We start from the raw sequence: 14,586 nt of genomic DNA, 5'->3' as shown, positions 1-14,586 counted from the left end.
TCGAAATTACTCTTCACGGGCCGTAGCCTCCGCACTGATAGGGCTGGCGTATTCGGCTTTCAGTCGGCCGTCCTGGTCGAGGAGCCAGGCGTCCATGACTTGACGCACCACAGGCGCGGCGACACCGGAACCGGACTCGCCGTTCTCGACCATCACCGACACCACGATTTTCGGGTCGTCGGCCGGCGCGAAGCCGACAAACAAGGCGTGGTCGCGATGACGTTCCTGAACCTTCGAACGGTCGTACTTCTCGCCCTGCTTGATCGCGACCACCTGGGCGGTACCACTTTTGCCGGCGATCCGGTATTGCGCGCCGATCGAAGCCTTGCGCGCCGTACCGCGCGCACCGTGCATCACTTGCTGCATGCCGTGGTTGACCCGGGTCCAGTCGGACGGATCGCGCAGGATGATGTCCGGCATCGGGTTGTCATCCTTCGGCCGCTCGCCTTCGACGGTCTTGGCCAGGTGCGGACGGTTCCACACGCCTTTGTTGGCCACCAGCGCCGTGGCCTGGGCCAGTTGCAGCGGCGTGGATTGCATGTAGCCCTGACCGATCCCGAGAATCAGCGTTTCACCCGGGAACCAGGCCTGGCGCCGGGTCGCGCGCTTCCACTCACGGGACGGCATCAGCCCCGGCGACTCTTCGAACATGTCCAGCGAGACCTTTTGGCCGATGCCGAACTTGCCCATGTAGGCCGACAAGCGATCAATCCCCAGCTTGTGGGCCAGGTCATAGAAGTAGGTGTCGTTGGACCGCATGATCGCCGTGTCCAGATCGACGTAGCCGTCACCGGTACGGTTCCAGTTGCGATACTTGTGATCGTAATTGGGCAGCATGTAGTAGCCGGGGTCGAAGACCCGGGTCGACGCGGTGACAACGCCCGAGTCCAGGCCCGCAATGGCCACCGCGGGCTTGATGGTCGAACCCGGTGGGTAAAGACCACGCAGCACGCGGTTGAACAGCGGCCGGTCGATGGAATCACGCAGTTCGGAATAAGCCTTGAAGCTGATGCCGGTCACAAACAGGTTCGGGTCGAAACTCGGCTGACTGACCATTGCCAGCACTTCGCCGGTTTTCGGGTCCAGCGCGACCACCGCACCACGGCGACCACCGAGTGCCGCTTCGGCCGCTTCCTGCAATTTGATGTCCAGGCTCAGGACGATGTCCTTGCCGGGAATCGGATCGGTACGCTTGAGCACCCGCAAAACGCGGCCTCGTGCGTTGGTTTCGACTTCTTCGTAACCCACCTGGCCATGCAGCTCGGGCTCGTAGAAACGCTCGATGCCGGTCTTGCCGATGTGGTGGGTGCCGCTGTAATTGACCGGATCGAGAGACTTCAGCTCTTTCTCGTTGATCCGCCCCATGTAACCCACCGAGTGCGCAAAGTGCGCGCCCTGCGGGTAATGCCGCACCAGCTGCGCAACCACTTCCACACCCGGGAGGCGGAACTGGTTCACGGCGATGCGGGCGATTTGCTCTTCGGTCAGCTCGAACAGGATCGGCACCGGCTCGAATGGCCGACGCCCCTGGCGCATGCGTTTCTCGAAGATCACCCGATCCTCGGGCGTCTGCTCCAGCACTTCGACGATCACATCGAGCACTTGCTGCCAGTCGCCGGAACGCTCGCGGGTCATGCTCAGGCTGAAGCTGGGCCGGTTGTCGGCCACCACTACGCCATTGCGGTCGAAGATCAATCCGCGGGTCGGCGGAATCGGCTGCACATGGACGCGGTTGTTTTCCGACAGGGTCGAGTGGTACTCGTACTGGATCACCTGGAGGAAATACAGGCGAGCGATCAGCACGCCGATCAGCACCACCACTGCAATAGCCCCGAACACGACGCGGCCACGCACCAGACGGGCGTCTTTTTCGTGGTCCTTGATGCGGATCGGCTGGGACATGAGGCAGAACTACTTGTGGTAAGGGTGGCCGGACAGAACTGTCCAGGCACGGTACAGCTGTTCGCCGATCAGAATCCGCACCAGCGGGTGCGGCAACGTCAACGGTGACAACGACCAGCGCTGATCGGCCCGCGCACACACTTCCGGCGCCAGCCCTTCGGGGCCGCCGACCATGAAATTCACCGTGCGCGAGTCCAGCCGCCAGCGATCGAGCTCGACCGCCAACTGCTCGGTGCTCCAGGGCTTGCCGTGGACTTCGAGGGTGACAACGCGCTCGTTCGGCCCGACCTTGGCCAGCATGGCTTCGCCTTCCTGACGGATGAAGCGTGCCACGTCGGCGTTCTTGCCACGGGTGTTGAGCGGTATTTCCACCAGTTCCAGCGCCAGCTCGGACGGAAGACGCTTGGCATATTCATGCCAGCCTTCTTCCACCCACTTGGGCATGCGTGAACCGACGGCGATCAGTCGCAGTCGCACAGCAATCCCTTACAGCTGGTCTTTGTTGAGCTTGGTGAAATGCTCGTGGGTGTTTTCCGGGCTGTGATGCGCAGCGCTGGCCGAACGGCTCTGCTCTGCACCGGCCCACAGGCGCTCCAGGTCGTAGAACTGGCGAGCCGAGGCGGTCATCATGTGCACGATGACGTCGTCCATATCCAGCAGGACCCAGTCGCTGTCGCCCTTGCCTTCTTCACCCAAAGGCTTGACGCCCTGGGCTTTGACGGCTTCGCGGACCTTGTCCAGCATGGCGCCGATCTGGCGGTTGGACGTACCGGTGGCGATGATCATGAAGTCAGTGATGCTCTGCTTTTCACGAACGTCGATGACCTGGATGTCCTGGGCCTTCACGTCTTCCAGGGCTGCCACGGCAACCTTGACCAGCGCTTCGCCAGCCAGCTCAGGGCCGGTTGGAGCTTCTACTGGCAGCGGGGCGCTCTTGAATGTGCCTTTGCGCTTTACTTTAGCTACGTCTTTGTCAGTCATATAAAACTCGTTTTGCTCGTATGTTCGGGCGCTTCGCTACACGCATTCACGTGCCTTGAAGCGCACCCTTTTTCAGTTCGACGCACGGTAAAGTCCGTGCGCATCGATGTAGGCCAGGACCGCGTCGGGCACCAGGAAACGTACCGACTTACCGCTGGCCAGCAGTTGACGGATCTGGGTGGCGGATACCGCGAGCGGCGTCTGCCAGACGAATGCAATCTGTCCGCTCGGCCCTTTAAGGGCCAGCGGGTCGCTCACCGAGCGCGCTGCCAGCAGGTTGCGCAAGGCATCCGGCGGTTCGCTGTCGGCATCCGGGCGTTGCAGCACCAGGATGTGGCAATGCTGGAGCAACTCTTCCCAGCGGTGCCAAGTGGGCAGGCCGCAAAATGCGTCCCAGCCCAAAAGTAGAAAAACCTGGTCTTCAGCGGCCAGTTCGGCGCGCATCAGTTCCAGGGTGTCGATGGTGTAGGACGGCTTGTCCCGCTGCAATTCGCGGGCGTCCACCACCAACGGCGCCACACCGGCCACCGCGCACTCGACCATCGCCAGACGGTCCTTCGCCGACACCTGCGGCGTACCGCGATGCGGCGGCCTGGCACTGGGTGTCAGGCGCAACTCGTCGAGCGCCAGCGCTTCGGCGACTTCCAGCGCACCGCGCAAATGGCCGATGTGCACCGGGTCGAACGTCCCGCCCAGCATGCCGATACGTCGAGGCGCAGGTTCGCTGGTGGTTACCGGGGCCGACGGATTAAGGTCGCCCAAGTCAGACCGACGCCTGGCCGCGCAACTGGCCATCACCGACCACGATGTACTTCTCGCAGGTCAGACCTTCGAGACCCACCGGGCCGCGGGCGTGCAGCTTATCAGTAGAAATGCCAATCTCGGCACCCAATCCGTATTCGAAGCCATCAGCGAAGCAAGTCGGGGTGTTGATCATCACCGACGACGAATCGACTTCCGCGACGAAACGCCGGGTGTCTGCGAGGTTTTCGCTGACGATCGAATCGGTGTGATGGGAGCCGTACTTATTAATGTGCTCGATGGCCTGGTCCAGCCCGTCGACCACGCGGATCGAGAGGATCGGCGCCAGGTATTCGGTGTGCCAGTCTTCTTCTGTGGCCACTGCGGCATCGATGATTGCCCGCGTGCGCTCGCACCCCCGCAGTTCAACGCCTTTTTCGCGGAACTGGGCAGCCATCGATGGAAGGAAATCTTTGGCAACGGTTTGATCCACCAACAGCGTCTCCATCGCACCGCAAATGCCATAACGGTAAGTCTTGGCATTGAAGGCAATACGCTGGGCCTTCGGCAGATCGGCGTGGGCACTGACGTAAACGTGGCAGATACCGTCCAGATGCTTGATCACCGGCACGCGCGCATCACGGCTGACGCGTTCGATCAGGCCACGGCCGCCACGGGGCACGATGACGTCGACGTATTCAGGCATGGTGATCAGCGCGCCAACGGCGGCACGGTCGGTGGTTTCGACCACTTGCACCACGGCGGCCGGCAGATCGGCTTCGGCCAGGCCGCGCTGGATGCAGGCGGCGATGGCACGGTTGGAATGAATCGCTTCGGAACCGCCGCGCAGGATGGTCGCGTTGCCGGACTTCAGGCACAGGCTGGCGGCGTCGATGGTCACGTTGGGCCGGGATTCGTAGATGATCCCGATGACGCCCAGCGGCACACGCATCTTGCCGACCTGAATCCCCGACGGACGGAAGCTCATGTCGCGAATGGCGCCGACCGGGTCCGGCAACGCTGCAACCTGGCGCAAACCGACGATCATGCCGTCGATACGCTCCGGGGTCAGCGCCAGACGTTCCAGCAGCGCAGGTTCCAGGCCATTGGCTCGACCAGCCGCCAGATCCAGCTCATTGGCGGCCGTCAGCTCGGCACGCGCGGCATCCAGCGCATTGGCAGCCGCCTGCAAGGCGCGGTTTTTCTGCGCGGTGCTGGCACGGCCGATGATGCGCGACGCTTCACGGGCGGCGCGACCCAGGCGGGTCATGTAGTCGAGAACGGACTCAGTCATTGTCTGCTGTGATCTTGGCAAAGATGAAAGCGGCAGATTATAGCTGTCGCGTCCCCTGACTAACAGCGGTGACGGGCGGATGGTCGAAATGGAGGGCAATTTGCCGACGTTCAGCCGTGATTAAGCTGCAAATTGTTATCATCACGACTCAATCAGCTTTGATAAATGCCGCTCATCATGTCCAACCTGACTGTTCGTGCGACCGCTGCGGGCCTGCCCACCGGGCTCCCGGACGCATTTTTCGACCGGGATGCGCAAACGCTGGCCCGGGATTTACTTGGCAAAGTCATACGGCATCGGGTCGGTGAACTGTGGCTCAGCGCCCGGATCATCGAGACCGAAGCCTATTACTTCGAAGAAAAAGGCAGCCATGCCTCTCTCGGCTACACAGAAAAGCGTAAGGCTTTGTTTCTGGATGGCGGCCACATTTATATGTATTACGCCCGGGGCGGCGATTCCCTGAATTTCAGCGCTCAAGGTCCGGGCAATGCGGTTTTGATCAAATCCGCGTATCCGTGGGTCGATGAGTTGAGCGGCCCGGCAAGCCTGGCGCAGATGCTGCTGAACAATCCCGACGCCCAGGGCCGCCCTCGCCCGTCGCAAAAACTCTGTGCCGGGCAAACGCTGTTGTGCAAGTCGCTGGGTTTGAAGGTGCCGGTCTGGGACGCCAAGCGTTTTGATCATGAAGTGCTGCTGGTGGAAGATGTCGGCCCGGCGCCGGGCCACATTATTCAAACCACACGCCTGGGTATTCCCCATGGGCGCGATGAGCATCTGATGTACCGCTTCGTCGATGCGGCTTACGCGCCGTATTGCACGCGAAACCCGCTGCGACGGGGGCAGGTCGAAGGTCGCGATTATTTTTTGCTCACTTGAACAATGAAAATCCCTTGTAGGAGCAAGCTTGCTCGCGATAGCGGTCTGACAGTCGAAGCAGATGTTGCCTGACACTCCGCCATCGCGAGCAAGCTTGCTCCTACAAGGGTCTGTAGTGTTTTGAAGAGTGCGTTCGGCCCTTGAGGCCAATTGATTATTCAATGGAGTTGTTTTTATGGGCCCATGGCTCGATAGCGTGACCGGATGGCTGACGGTCAACCCGCAATGGCTGGCTGCGGCGGTATTCATCGTGGCCTTCGTGGAATGCCTGGCGATTGCCGGACTGATCGTACCCGGCACGGTGTTACTGTTTGCCGTCGCCGTGCTGGCCGGCAGCGGTGCACTGTCGTTGAGCGAAACCTTGCTGCTGGGATTCGTCGCCGGCGTGCTGGGCGATATCGTTTCCTACTTTGTTGGGCGACATTTCCATCAGAACATCCGGCGCCTGCCCGGCCTGCGCCATCACCCGGAGTGGATCGCCGGTGCCGAGGCTTACTTCCAGCGCTATGGCATCGCCAGCCTGCTGGTCGGACGATTCATCGGGCCACTAAGGCCGATGCTGCCGATGGTCGCAGGGATGTTCGACATGCCGTTCCCGCGCTTCGTCGCCGTCAGCCTGCTTGCCACTGCCGGCTGGAGCGTCGCCTACCTGCTGCCCGGCTGGGCCACGGGCGCGGCGATTCGCTTGCCATTACCGGAAGGTTTCTGGCCTGAGGCCGGGATCGTCGCCGGCAGCATCGCCGTGATGATCGGCCTGAGCGCAACCAGCAGCCTGCGCCGCCATCGCAAGGCCACGATACTGATCGCCAGCATGAGCTTGTTGATTCTGGCCGGATTGTTTATCGGCTACCCGCACCTCACCGCTCTCGACCAGGGTTTGATGACGCTGGTGCAGGAACACCGCAGCCCGATGCTCGATGAAGTCGCCGTGACTTTCACGCTGATCGGCGAGTTCCGCAACATGCTGCTGTTCAGCGCCCTGCTGACCGTTTTGCTGCTGCTGACCCGACAATGGCGACAGGCGATTTTCGCTGGCAGCACGCTGCTCGTCACCGCACTCGGCAATACGCTCACCAAACACTTTTTCGCCCGGTTGCGCCCGGAAGTCCTGAGCGACCCGCTTACCAGCTACAGCATGCCCAGCGGCCATGCCTCGGGCTCTTTCGCGCTGTTTCTGACGCTCGCCGTGCTGGCCGGTCGCGGACAACCGCCAAGGATGCGCCTGACCTGGTTGCTGCTGGGTTGCCTGCCGGCGCTGGCGATTGCCTTGTCACGCGTGTACCTGGGCGCGCACTGGCCAACGGATGTGCTGGCCGGCGCCATGCTGGCGGCGTGCGTGTGTGCGGCGAGCCTGGGGTTGAGTCAGCGTCAGACACCGCTCAACGCCATGCCACCCAAAGTCTGGTGGCTGGTGTTGCCGGCGATGGTGGTGTTATTTGGCTTCTTTGCGTTGCGGCATTTACCGCACGCAATGTTGCGGTATGCCTATTGATCAGGCGAACAACTCACCCTGCAATTCATCGAGCAGCGCCTGGATCGCATCCAGTCGTTGCTGCGGATCGTCGAGTTGCAGCAGGTCGATCTTGTCCACCTCGGCGAATGGCAGCAGGTACGCCAACTGATTGGCCAGCGACTGTTGCCCGGTCGCTTCGGTGCCCATGTTCAGCGCTTCGACCATCGGGTGTTCGGCCAGGGCCTTGAGCAGTGCGACAAGGTCGGCATCCTCATCCTGCAAGGGTTGCTCCGGTTCGTCTTCCAGCCACTCGACCTCGGCGACGGTCAACTGATCGCGCTGAACCTCGGTGCGCAATACGTGAAAGCGCCGCCCGCCCTGCACCCGAATGCCCAGCAGGCCATTGTCCTGCTGCTTGAAATCGGTGATCAGCGCCTCACACCCGACCAGCGCATAACCTGACGGGGCGATGCCGACCTCTTCACCCTCAAGGATGCACACCACGCCGAAGCCGCCGCCCTGTTTCATGCAGCGACCAATCATGTCCAGGTAGCGCGCCTCGAAAATCTGCAAGTCGAGGATGCAGCCCGGAAACAGCACCGTATTCAGCGGGAAAAGCGGCAGGCTCATAGACATTTCCTTACACCACCATCGACACCGCCAACGGCAGGAACACCGCCGTGGCCACGCCCATCAGACTCATCGCCAGCGCCGCGAAGGCGCCGCATTCTTCACTTTCCTGCATCGCCACGGCCGTGCCCACCGCATGGGCGGTCATGCCCAGCGCCATGCCGCGCGCCTCGGGGCTGTGGACGCCGAGCCGGTTCAGCAGGCTCGGCCCAAAGATCGCCCCGATCACGCCGGTGATCAACACAAAAACCGCCGCCAGCGCCGCGACGCCGCCGATCTGTTCGGCCACCAGCATGGCGATCGGCGAGGTCACCGATTTCGGCGCCATGGTCATCAGGATCATGTGCTCGGCACCAAACGACCACCCCAGCAACACGCCCATGCCGGTGGCAATCACGCCACCTATCACCAGCGTAGTAAATATCGGCCAGAACAACTGCCGAATCCGCCGCAGGTTGAGGTAAAGCGGCACGGCCAGCGCAACGGTGGCCGGGCCGAGCAAAATACTGAGGATCTCGGTGCTCTTGCGGTACTCGGCGTAGGTCAGGCCGCAGCCGACCAGCACGCCAATGACCAACAGCATGGACACCAGCACCGGCTGCAGAAAAATCCAGCGGGTTTTCTCGAACGCCGCCAACACCAGCTGATAGGCGCCGAGGGTGATGCCGATGCCGAACAATGGATGATGAATCACCGACACCCAGGCGCCCTGCCAGTCGAAGATCATTGCGAGTCCTCGCGGTGCGCGTGGCGTTTGACCATGCGCTGCATCAGCACACCGGCGAACGCCATGGACAGCAGCAGCGACAACACCAGTGCGCCGACGATGGCCCAGAAGTCCGCTGCAATGTCCTTGGCGTAAACCATCACGCCCACGGCCGGCGGCACCAGCAGCAATGGCAGGTAACGCAGCAGGCTGCCGGCCGCCAGGCTCAACGGCTCGCCGACCTGGCCACGGCTGATCAGGAACACCAGCAGAAGCAGCAGGCCGATGATCGGCCCCGGCAGCACCGGCAAAAACAAATGGTTGATGGCGGTGCCCAGCAATTGGAACAACACCAGCCAGGTCAGGCCACGTAACAACATCCGTCCTCTCCCCCGAAAAATCGCGCCCGGCATTATAAGCATGCCAACGCTATAGACCGGCATTCGCCAAAAGCATGGTCAGTTGACCGGAGCAATTTGCCATGTTGATCTAAAGTGGTAATCCGGGAGGTCAAATCCCCCCACCTCAAAACTATAAAACCGATGAACCCAAGGAGAGTCTCAATGCCCTATGTTCCAGTTGCAGAGCTCAAAGATTATGTCGGCAAGGAACTTGGACGTTCCGAATGGCTAACTATCGATCAGGAGCGCATCAACCTGTTCGCCGAAGCCACTGGAGACTATCAGTTCATCCACGTCGACCCGGTCAAAGCCGCGCAAACGCCATTTGGCAGCACCATTGCCCACGGTTTCCTGTCGCTGTCGCTGATCCCGAAACTGATGGAAGACATCCTCATCCTGCCTGAAGGCTTGAAGATGGTGGTCAATTACGGCCTCGACAGCGTGCGGTTCATTCAGCCGGTCAAGGTCAATTCGAAAGTGCGCCTCAAGGTCGATCTGACCGAAGTCACCGAGAAGAAGCCCGGCCAATGGTTGCTCAAGGCCACCGCCACGCTCGAGATCGAAGGTTCGGAAAAACCGGCCTATATCGCCGAGCCACTGTCGCTCTGCTTCGTGTAAACGCTCCCGGATGCGAAGCAGCTCACGCTGTTTCGCGACCTCTCTCTATATCTCAGTCATAGAGCTGCGGCATACTCGGTCGCCTAATTGCCCGGATCCCGCTATGCGCTCACTTGCACTCATTGCCTTGACCCTGATGCTCACCGCTTGCGGCGACAGCGAATCGCTGTTGCCGCCCGATGCGCGCCTGCCGGACGGCGGCCGCTATCGCGGAGACCTGGTCAACGGCTTGCTGCAAGGCCAGGGTCGCGTCGATTACCCGAACGGCAGCTGGTACGCCGGCAGTTTCGACAAGGGCCAGTGGCACGGCCAGGGCGAATGGCACGGCAGCAACGGCGAGCTGTATCGCGGCAATTTCAACCTGGGGCTGTTCGACGGCCAGGGCACGCTGACCACCAGCGGCAGCAGCTACACCGGCGGCTTCAAGGCGGGTCGGCGCGAAGGCGAAGGCACCCTCAAAGAAAACGGCATGACCTACCGCGGCGAATTCAAGGCCGATCAATATTCGGGGCTCGGCCGTCTGGAACTCGAAGACGGCAGCTCGTATCAAGGTCAGTTCGCCCACGGCAAACCCAACGGCGAAGGCCAGCGTGGCGACGCCAGCGGCAATCAGTTCACCGGGCATTTCAAGGACGGTCAGCTGGAAGGCAACGGGACATTCAACAGCGCTGAAGGCGACATTTACGTCGGCAGCTTCAAGAACAACCAACTGCACGGCAAGGGCCGCTACGAAAACGCCGACGGTGATGTCTGGCTCGGCCAGTTCAAGGAAGGCTCGCTGAATGGCAAAGGCGAGTTGATCGGCGCCGACGGCAGCCACTATATCGGCCAGTTCAGCGACTGGCGCTTCACCGGTCAGGGTCGACTGAACCTTTCAGATGGCAGCTTCTACATCGGCCAGTTCGACGGCGACAATTATCAGGGACGCGGCACGCTGGTGCTGACCGATGGCACCGTGCAGAGCGGCACGTGGGCCAATGGTCAGCGAGTACGCGATGCCGACGGCAAGCTGTTGCCCGACAGCCTTGAACTCGGATTGCTGGCACAGGGCCGCTTGCTCGAAGACGCGCTGGCCAATGTGCCGGCTTCGACCCCGGCGATCGAGTTGTACACCTTGACTGTCGGCGGTGACGGCAAGCAGAGCGTGTTCCTGCGTGAATCCGATTACGTCAGCAACATGCTCACCAGCCGTTTCGGTGCGTTTGGCCAGATCCGCCTGGTGAACCATCGCGACCACCTCGTCGACCGGCCGATGGCCACCCGGGAAAACCTGCGCCGTGCGGCGCTGACGCTGGCCGAGCGCAGCGGCCCGGAAGACCTGATCTTCATCTACCTGACCAGCCACGGCACCAGCGAGCACGAACTGGTGCTCGACCAGCCACGCATGGAGCTGTCCGACCTGCCGGCCAACGAACTCGGCGCCGTGCTCGCCCCGCTGAAAAACCGCGACAAGATCATCGTGATTTCGTCTTGCTACTCCGGTGGTTTCATCCCCGCCCTGAAGGACGAACGCACCCTGATCATGACCGCGTCGCGCGCCGACCGCGTGTCCTTCGGGTGCTCGGAAGAAGCCAACTTCACCTACTTCGGCGACGCGCTGTTCGCCCAGGCCCTGAACCAGACCGACGACCTGGAACAAGCCTTCAAGCTGGCCAAGGCCTCCGTGGCCGAGCGTGAATTGGCGGACAGTTTCGAAGCCTCTGAACCGCAAATCTGGGCGCCGAAAACCGTTCTCTCCCATTGGCAGCTGTTACGTAAACAGCAGGCACGAAAAGCGCTACAAAGTGTCTCTATCGACAGCAAGGACGCAAAGAGCAACTAAGCTGATCAGTATCAAGGGGGACATATTATGTACTTGACGCCTCAGCACGTATTGCTTGCCGGAGCTACCGGGTTAACCGGTGAACACTTGCTTGATCGCCTGCTCAACGAGCCCACGATCACGCGCGTATTGGCCCCCTCACGTCGGCCGCTGGCCGAGCATCCGCATCTGGAAAACCCGGTCGGCGACCCGGCGATGTTCCTGCCGCAACTTAGCGGTCGCGTCGACATCGCCTACTGCTGCCTCGGCACCACGATCAAGCAGGCCGGCTCGGAAGCGGCGTTCCGCGCGGTCGATCTGGACATGGTAGTGGCCTTCGCCAAACGGGCGCGGGAAATGGGTGCGCGACACTTGATCGTGATCAGCGCCCTGGGGGCCGATCGCAGATCCTCGGTTTTCTACAACCGGGTCAAAGGCGAGATGGAGTACGCATTGCGCGCACAAAACTGGCCACAGCTGACCATTTGTCGACCTTCGGTGTTGCTGGGTGAACGCCTCGAACCGCGTCTGGCCGAGCAGGTCGCCGGTCCGTTGTCCCGCTTGATCCCCGGCAAATACCGTGGCATCGAAGCGTGCCAACTGGCCAGGGCGATGTGGCGACTGGCGCTGGAAGAACAGGATGGGATACGGATTGTCGAGTCGGATGAGTTGCGCAAGTTAGGCAAATGATCCTGCAGTGTCTGCAATGACGCCTTCGCGGGCAAGCCTCGCTCCTACAGGTTTTGTGTCGAATCCAACATTGGCGAACGACCTCAATCCTGTAGGAGCGAGGCTTGCCCGCGAAGGGAACAACGCAGGTCTAAAGCCGAACGGCTACAACCCGCCAGTCGCCTGAAAACTCACGCCAATCACCGTCAACACCGACAACGGCAACAGCAACGTATCAAGCAACGCGCTGGCCGGCAGATCGACACCCGGATAACTCGGCGCCTCCGCCCCAAAACGATCCATCGCACAGCAACCGCCATTCAGGGCGTACAAGTCCAGGCGCGTCCCCGCATACACCACCGGCGCCCCCGGTTTGGCAGCATCCAGCGTGCGTGCCGTGGCGCACCCCGCCAGTTGCAGCGCCAGCACAATCGTCAGCAGCTTATTCATCGCTGGTCAGATGGTGTTCGCCCCAACGCGGCAGCATGTCTTGTGGAATGTTCAGCAGGTTGAGAATCCGCGCCACCACGAAATCGATCAGGTCATCGATGGTCTGCGGCTGATGATAGAAGCCCGGCGACGCCGGCAAAATGGTCACGCCCATGTTCGACAACTTGAGCATGTGCTCCAGATGAATGCTCGAATATGGCGCTTCACGCGGCACCAGAATCAGCTGGCGACGCTCCTTCAGCGTGACATCGGCGGCGCGCTCGATCAGGTTGTTGCAGGCACCGGTGGCAATGGCCGACAGCGTACCGGTCGAACACGGCACGACCACCATCGCCGACGGCGCACCGGAGCCCGAGGCCACCGGCGACATCCAGTCTTCCTTGCCGTACACCCGAATCTGCCCGGCGGCAGCGCCGGTGTACTCGGTGAGGAAGGCCTGCATCATTTGGGTTTTCGGCGGCAGCGTGACGTCAGTCTCGGTGGCCATCACCAGTTGCGCAGCCTTGGAAATCAGGAAGTGCACCTCGCGGTCTTCGCGGATCAGGCAGTCCAGCAGGCGCAAACCGTACTGGGCGCCCGAAGCGCCGGTCATCGCCAGCGTGATGCGTTCCGGGCCGTTGTTCATTGCAGCGCCTCGGCGAGTTTGCCGTGCAGGCCGCCGAAGCCGCCGTTGCTCATGATCACCACGTGAGTGCCGGGCTGCGCCTGGCTCTTCACGCGCTCGATGATGCCTTCCAGTGATTCGCTGACAATCGACGGCACACTGCACAGCGCAGCGGTCGCGCCCAAATCCCAACCGAGGTTGGCCGGTGCGTACCAGATCACCTGATCGGCATCGACCACGCTTTCCGGCAAACCGTCGCGGTGCGCGCCAAGTTTCATGGAGTTGGAACGCGGCTCGATGATGGCGATCAGCGACGCGTCGCCGATGCGTTTGCGCAGACCGTCGAGGGTCGTGGCGATGGCCGTCGGGTGATGGGCAAAGTCGTCATAGATGGTAATGCCGCGGACCTCGGCGACCTTTTCCATCCGGCGCTTCACGCTTTTGAACGCGCTCAACGCGGCGATGCCCATCGACGGCACAACACCGACATGCCGCGCGGCTGCCAAGGTGGCCAGTGCGTTGGCAACGTTATGCTGGCCGGTCATGTCCCAATCGACCACGCCTTGAGCGACGCCTTCGAACATCACTTCGAATTTCGAACCGTCTTCGCTCAGCAGTTTGACCTGCCACTGACCACCGGCGCCGGTGGTTTGCACCGGGGTCCAGCAGCCCATCTCGATCACGCGCTGCAATGCCGGCTCGGTGGTCGGATGGATCACCAGGCCTTCGCTCGGGATGGTCCGCACCAAATGGTGGAACTGTCGCTCGATGGCTGGCAGATCGGGGAAGATGTCAGCGTGATCGAACTCCAGGTTGTTCAGGATCGCCGTGCGCGGGCGGTAGTGAACGAACTTGGAGCGCTTGTCGAAGAACGCACTGTCGTACTCGTCGGCTTCGATCACGAAGAACGGCGTGCCGCCCAGACGCGCCGACACCGAGAAATTCTGCGGCACGCCGCCGATCAGGAAACCGGGGCTCATGCCCGCGTGTTCCAGCACCCAGGCCAGCATGCTGCTGGTGGTGGTTTTGCCGTGCGTACCGGCGACGGCCAGTACCCAGCGGCCTTGCAACACGTGATCGGCCAACCATTGCGGACCGGAGACGTATGGCAGGCCTTTGTTCAGTACGTATTCAACAGCCGGGTTGCCGCGGGACATGGCGTTGCCGATGACCACCAGATCCGGCGCCGGATCGAGCTGCGCGGGGTCATAACCTTGGGTCAGTTCAATGCCCTGCGCCTCGAGCTGAGTGCTCATCGGCGGATAGACGTTGGCATCGGAGCCGGTCACGTGATGGCCCAGCTCTTTGGCCAGAACCGCCATCGAACCCATGAAAGTGCCGCAGATACCAAGAATATGAATGTGCATTAGTCGACCTCGTAAAACATGGCCGCAGGTTAGCGTAGGGAGGCGAAAATCGCACCTTTGTTTCGTGTCAGCCTCTGTAGGAGCCCGGCTTGC

General features: G+C 61.6%; 16 protein-coding genes. 5 read left to right on the top strand and 11 right to left on the bottom strand.

Translation table 11 applies throughout. From position 1 onward, the window contains the following. Positions 1–6: 6 nt before the first annotated feature. The 5 genes from mrdA to KGB25_RS07480 form a co-directional block, all read right to left on the bottom strand. Entirely contained in the window at positions 7–1,902 is a 1,896-nt protein-coding gene (gene mrdA, locus KGB25_RS07500; RefSeq protein WP_223434717.1) for a penicillin-binding protein 2, read from the bottom strand. Positions 1,903–1,911: 9 nt separating this feature from the next. Continuing rightward, entirely contained in the window at positions 1,912–2,379 is a 468-nt protein-coding gene (rlmH, locus tag KGB25_RS07495; protein ID WP_007937439.1) for a 23S rRNA (pseudouridine(1915)-N(3))-methyltransferase RlmH, read from the bottom strand. Positions 2,380–2,388: 9 nt separating this feature from the next. Continuing rightward, entirely contained in the window at positions 2,389–2,883 is a 495-nt protein-coding gene (gene rsfS / locus KGB25_RS07490) for a ribosome silencing factor (protein WP_008035092.1), read from the bottom strand. A 72-nt stretch (positions 2,884–2,955) separates the two neighbouring features. Next, positions 2,956–3,645, bottom strand: coding sequence for a nicotinate-nucleotide adenylyltransferase (gene nadD / locus KGB25_RS07485; protein WP_085988415.1), 690 nt, complete (start codon positions 3,643–3,645; stop codon positions 2,956–2,958). 1 nt (position 3,646) lies between these two features. Further along, on the bottom strand, positions 3,647–4,918 hold the full coding sequence (locus KGB25_RS07480) for a glutamate-5-semialdehyde dehydrogenase (protein ID WP_008035088.1): 1,272 nt from the start codon (positions 4,916–4,918) through the stop codon (positions 3,647–3,649). Between the two features lie 177 nt (positions 4,919–5,095). Between KGB25_RS07480 and KGB25_RS07475 the strand changes: the two genes are divergently transcribed. Together KGB25_RS07475 and KGB25_RS07470 are read left to right on the top strand one after the other, a co-directional pair. Beyond that, positions 5,096–5,794 carry a DNA-3-methyladenine glycosylase gene (locus tag KGB25_RS07475; protein WP_223434716.1) on the top strand — a complete coding sequence of 233 codons (699 nt, stop codon included), beginning with the start codon at positions 5,096–5,098 and terminating at the stop codon, positions 5,792–5,794. Between the two features lie 175 nt (positions 5,795–5,969). Further along, on the top strand, positions 5,970–7,286 hold the full coding sequence (locus tag KGB25_RS07470) for a bifunctional DedA family/phosphatase PAP2 family protein (RefSeq protein ID WP_008044540.1): 1,317 nt from the start codon (positions 5,970–5,972) through the stop codon (positions 7,284–7,286). Here the strand turns inward: KGB25_RS07470 and KGB25_RS07465 are convergent, their stop codons facing one another. From KGB25_RS07465 to KGB25_RS07455, 3 genes are read right to left on the bottom strand one after another with little or no spacing between them, the layout of a single operon-like run. Next, entirely contained in the window at positions 7,287–7,877 is a 591-nt protein-coding gene (locus KGB25_RS07465) for an LON peptidase substrate-binding domain-containing protein (protein ID WP_008035081.1), read from the bottom strand. Between the two features lie 10 nt (positions 7,878–7,887). Beyond that, positions 7,888–8,604 carry an LrgB family protein gene (locus KGB25_RS07460; RefSeq protein WP_008035079.1) on the bottom strand — a complete coding sequence of 239 codons (717 nt, stop codon included), beginning with the start codon at positions 8,602–8,604 and terminating at the stop codon, positions 7,888–7,890. Then, the gene (locus KGB25_RS07455) at positions 8,601–8,963 is read right to left on the bottom strand and encodes a CidA/LrgA family protein (protein ID WP_008044533.1); all 363 of its coding nucleotides are present in this window, start codon (positions 8,961–8,963) and stop codon (positions 8,601–8,603) included. The genes KGB25_RS07460 and KGB25_RS07455 overlap by 4 nt, the downstream gene beginning before the upstream one ends. 183 nt (positions 8,964–9,146) lie before the next feature. Between KGB25_RS07455 and KGB25_RS07450 the strand changes: the two genes are divergently transcribed. The 3 genes from KGB25_RS07450 (at position 9,147) to KGB25_RS07440 (ending at position 12,093) form a co-directional block, all read left to right on the top strand. After that, on the top strand, positions 9,147–9,602 hold the full coding sequence (locus KGB25_RS07450; RefSeq protein ID WP_017341009.1) for a MaoC family dehydratase: 456 nt from the start codon (positions 9,147–9,149) through the stop codon (positions 9,600–9,602). Positions 9,603–9,705: 103 nt separating this feature from the next. Beyond that, complete coding sequence (locus KGB25_RS07445; RefSeq protein WP_192228055.1) at positions 9,706–11,424, top strand: C13 family peptidase; 1,719 nt, start codon at positions 9,706–9,708, stop codon at positions 11,422–11,424. A 27-nt stretch (positions 11,425–11,451) separates the two neighbouring features. Beyond that, entirely contained in the window at positions 11,452–12,093 is a 642-nt protein-coding gene (locus tag KGB25_RS07440; RefSeq protein WP_008042977.1) for an oxidoreductase, read from the top strand. 144 nt (positions 12,094–12,237) lie between these two features. Here the strand turns inward: KGB25_RS07440 and KGB25_RS07435 are convergent, their stop codons facing one another. The 3 genes from KGB25_RS07435 to mpl are packed head-to-tail and all read right to left on the bottom strand — an operon-like array spanning position 12,238 to position 14,493. Then, positions 12,238–12,522: a YceK/YidQ family lipoprotein gene (locus KGB25_RS07435; protein WP_008035760.1), complete on the bottom strand. Its 285-nt coding sequence runs from the start codon at positions 12,520–12,522 to the stop codon at positions 12,238–12,240. Next, a complete protein-coding gene (gene ubiX, locus KGB25_RS07430) occupies positions 12,515–13,147 on the bottom strand; it encodes a flavin prenyltransferase UbiX (RefSeq protein WP_008035761.1) in 633 nt (210 codons plus the stop codon). The genes KGB25_RS07435 and ubiX overlap by 8 nt, the downstream gene beginning before the upstream one ends. Beyond that, positions 13,144–14,493 (bottom strand): UDP-N-acetylmuramate:L-alanyl-gamma-D-glutamyl-meso-diaminopimelate ligase, encoded by a 1,350-nt coding sequence (mpl, locus tag KGB25_RS07425; RefSeq protein ID WP_223434715.1) that lies wholly within the window; start codon positions 14,491–14,493, stop codon positions 13,144–13,146. Before mpl ends, ubiX begins: the two co-directional genes overlap by 4 nt. Positions 14,494–14,586: the final 93 nt, after the last annotated feature.

The sequence above is a fragment of the Pseudomonas sp. BF-RE-21 genome (assembly GCF_019947305.1).
GTDB lineage: Bacteria > Pseudomonadota > Gammaproteobacteria > Pseudomonadales > Pseudomonadaceae > Aquipseudomonas > Aquipseudomonas migulae.
Note: the sequence above shows the minus strand (reverse complement) of the source record. Positions and strands in the feature narration are given on the sequence as shown.

What these genes read in the sequence shown, in the direction of transcription:
- KGB25_RS07470 (WP_008044540.1), top strand. Translation starts at nt 5,970, where the DNA reads ATGGGCCCATGGCTCGATAGCGTGACCGGATGGCTGACGGTCAACCCG.
- mrdA (WP_223434717.1), bottom strand. Translation starts at nt 1,902, where the DNA reads ATGTCCCAGCCGATCCGCATCAAGGACCACGAAAAAGACGCCCGTCTG.
- KGB25_RS07475 (WP_223434716.1), top strand. Translation starts at nt 5,096, where the DNA reads ATGTCCAACCTGACTGTTCGTGCGACCGCTGCGGGCCTGCCCACCGGG.
- KGB25_RS07450 (WP_017341009.1), top strand. Translation starts at nt 9,147, where the DNA reads ATGCCCTATGTTCCAGTTGCAGAGCTCAAAGATTATGTCGGCAAGGAA.
- KGB25_RS07480 (WP_008035088.1), bottom strand. Translation starts at nt 4,918, where the DNA reads ATGACTGAGTCCGTTCTCGACTACATGACCCGCCTGGGTCGCGCCGCC.
- KGB25_RS07465 (WP_008035081.1), bottom strand. Translation starts at nt 7,877, where the DNA reads ATGAGCCTGCCGCTTTTCCCGCTGAATACGGTGCTGTTTCCGGGCTGC.
- ubiX (WP_008035761.1), bottom strand. Translation starts at nt 13,147, where the DNA reads ATGAACAACGGCCCGGAACGCATCACGCTGGCGATGACCGGCGCTTCG.
- KGB25_RS07445 (WP_192228055.1), top strand. Translation starts at nt 9,706, where the DNA reads ATGCGCTCACTTGCACTCATTGCCTTGACCCTGATGCTCACCGCTTGC.
- KGB25_RS07455 (WP_008044533.1), bottom strand. Translation starts at nt 8,963, where the DNA reads ATGTTGTTACGTGGCCTGACCTGGCTGGTGTTGTTCCAATTGCTGGGC.
- mpl (WP_223434715.1), bottom strand. Translation starts at nt 14,493, where the DNA reads ATGCACATTCATATTCTTGGTATCTGCGGCACTTTCATGGGTTCGATG.
- KGB25_RS07435 (WP_008035760.1), bottom strand. Translation starts at nt 12,522, where the DNA reads ATGAATAAGCTGCTGACGATTGTGCTGGCGCTGCAACTGGCGGGGTGC.
- rsfS (WP_008035092.1), bottom strand. Translation starts at nt 2,883, where the DNA reads ATGACTGACAAAGACGTAGCTAAAGTAAAGCGCAAAGGCACATTCAAG.
- KGB25_RS07440 (WP_008042977.1), top strand. Translation starts at nt 11,452, where the DNA reads ATGTACTTGACGCCTCAGCACGTATTGCTTGCCGGAGCTACCGGGTTA.
- KGB25_RS07460 (WP_008035079.1), bottom strand. Translation starts at nt 8,604, where the DNA reads ATGATCTTCGACTGGCAGGGCGCCTGGGTGTCGGTGATTCATCATCCA.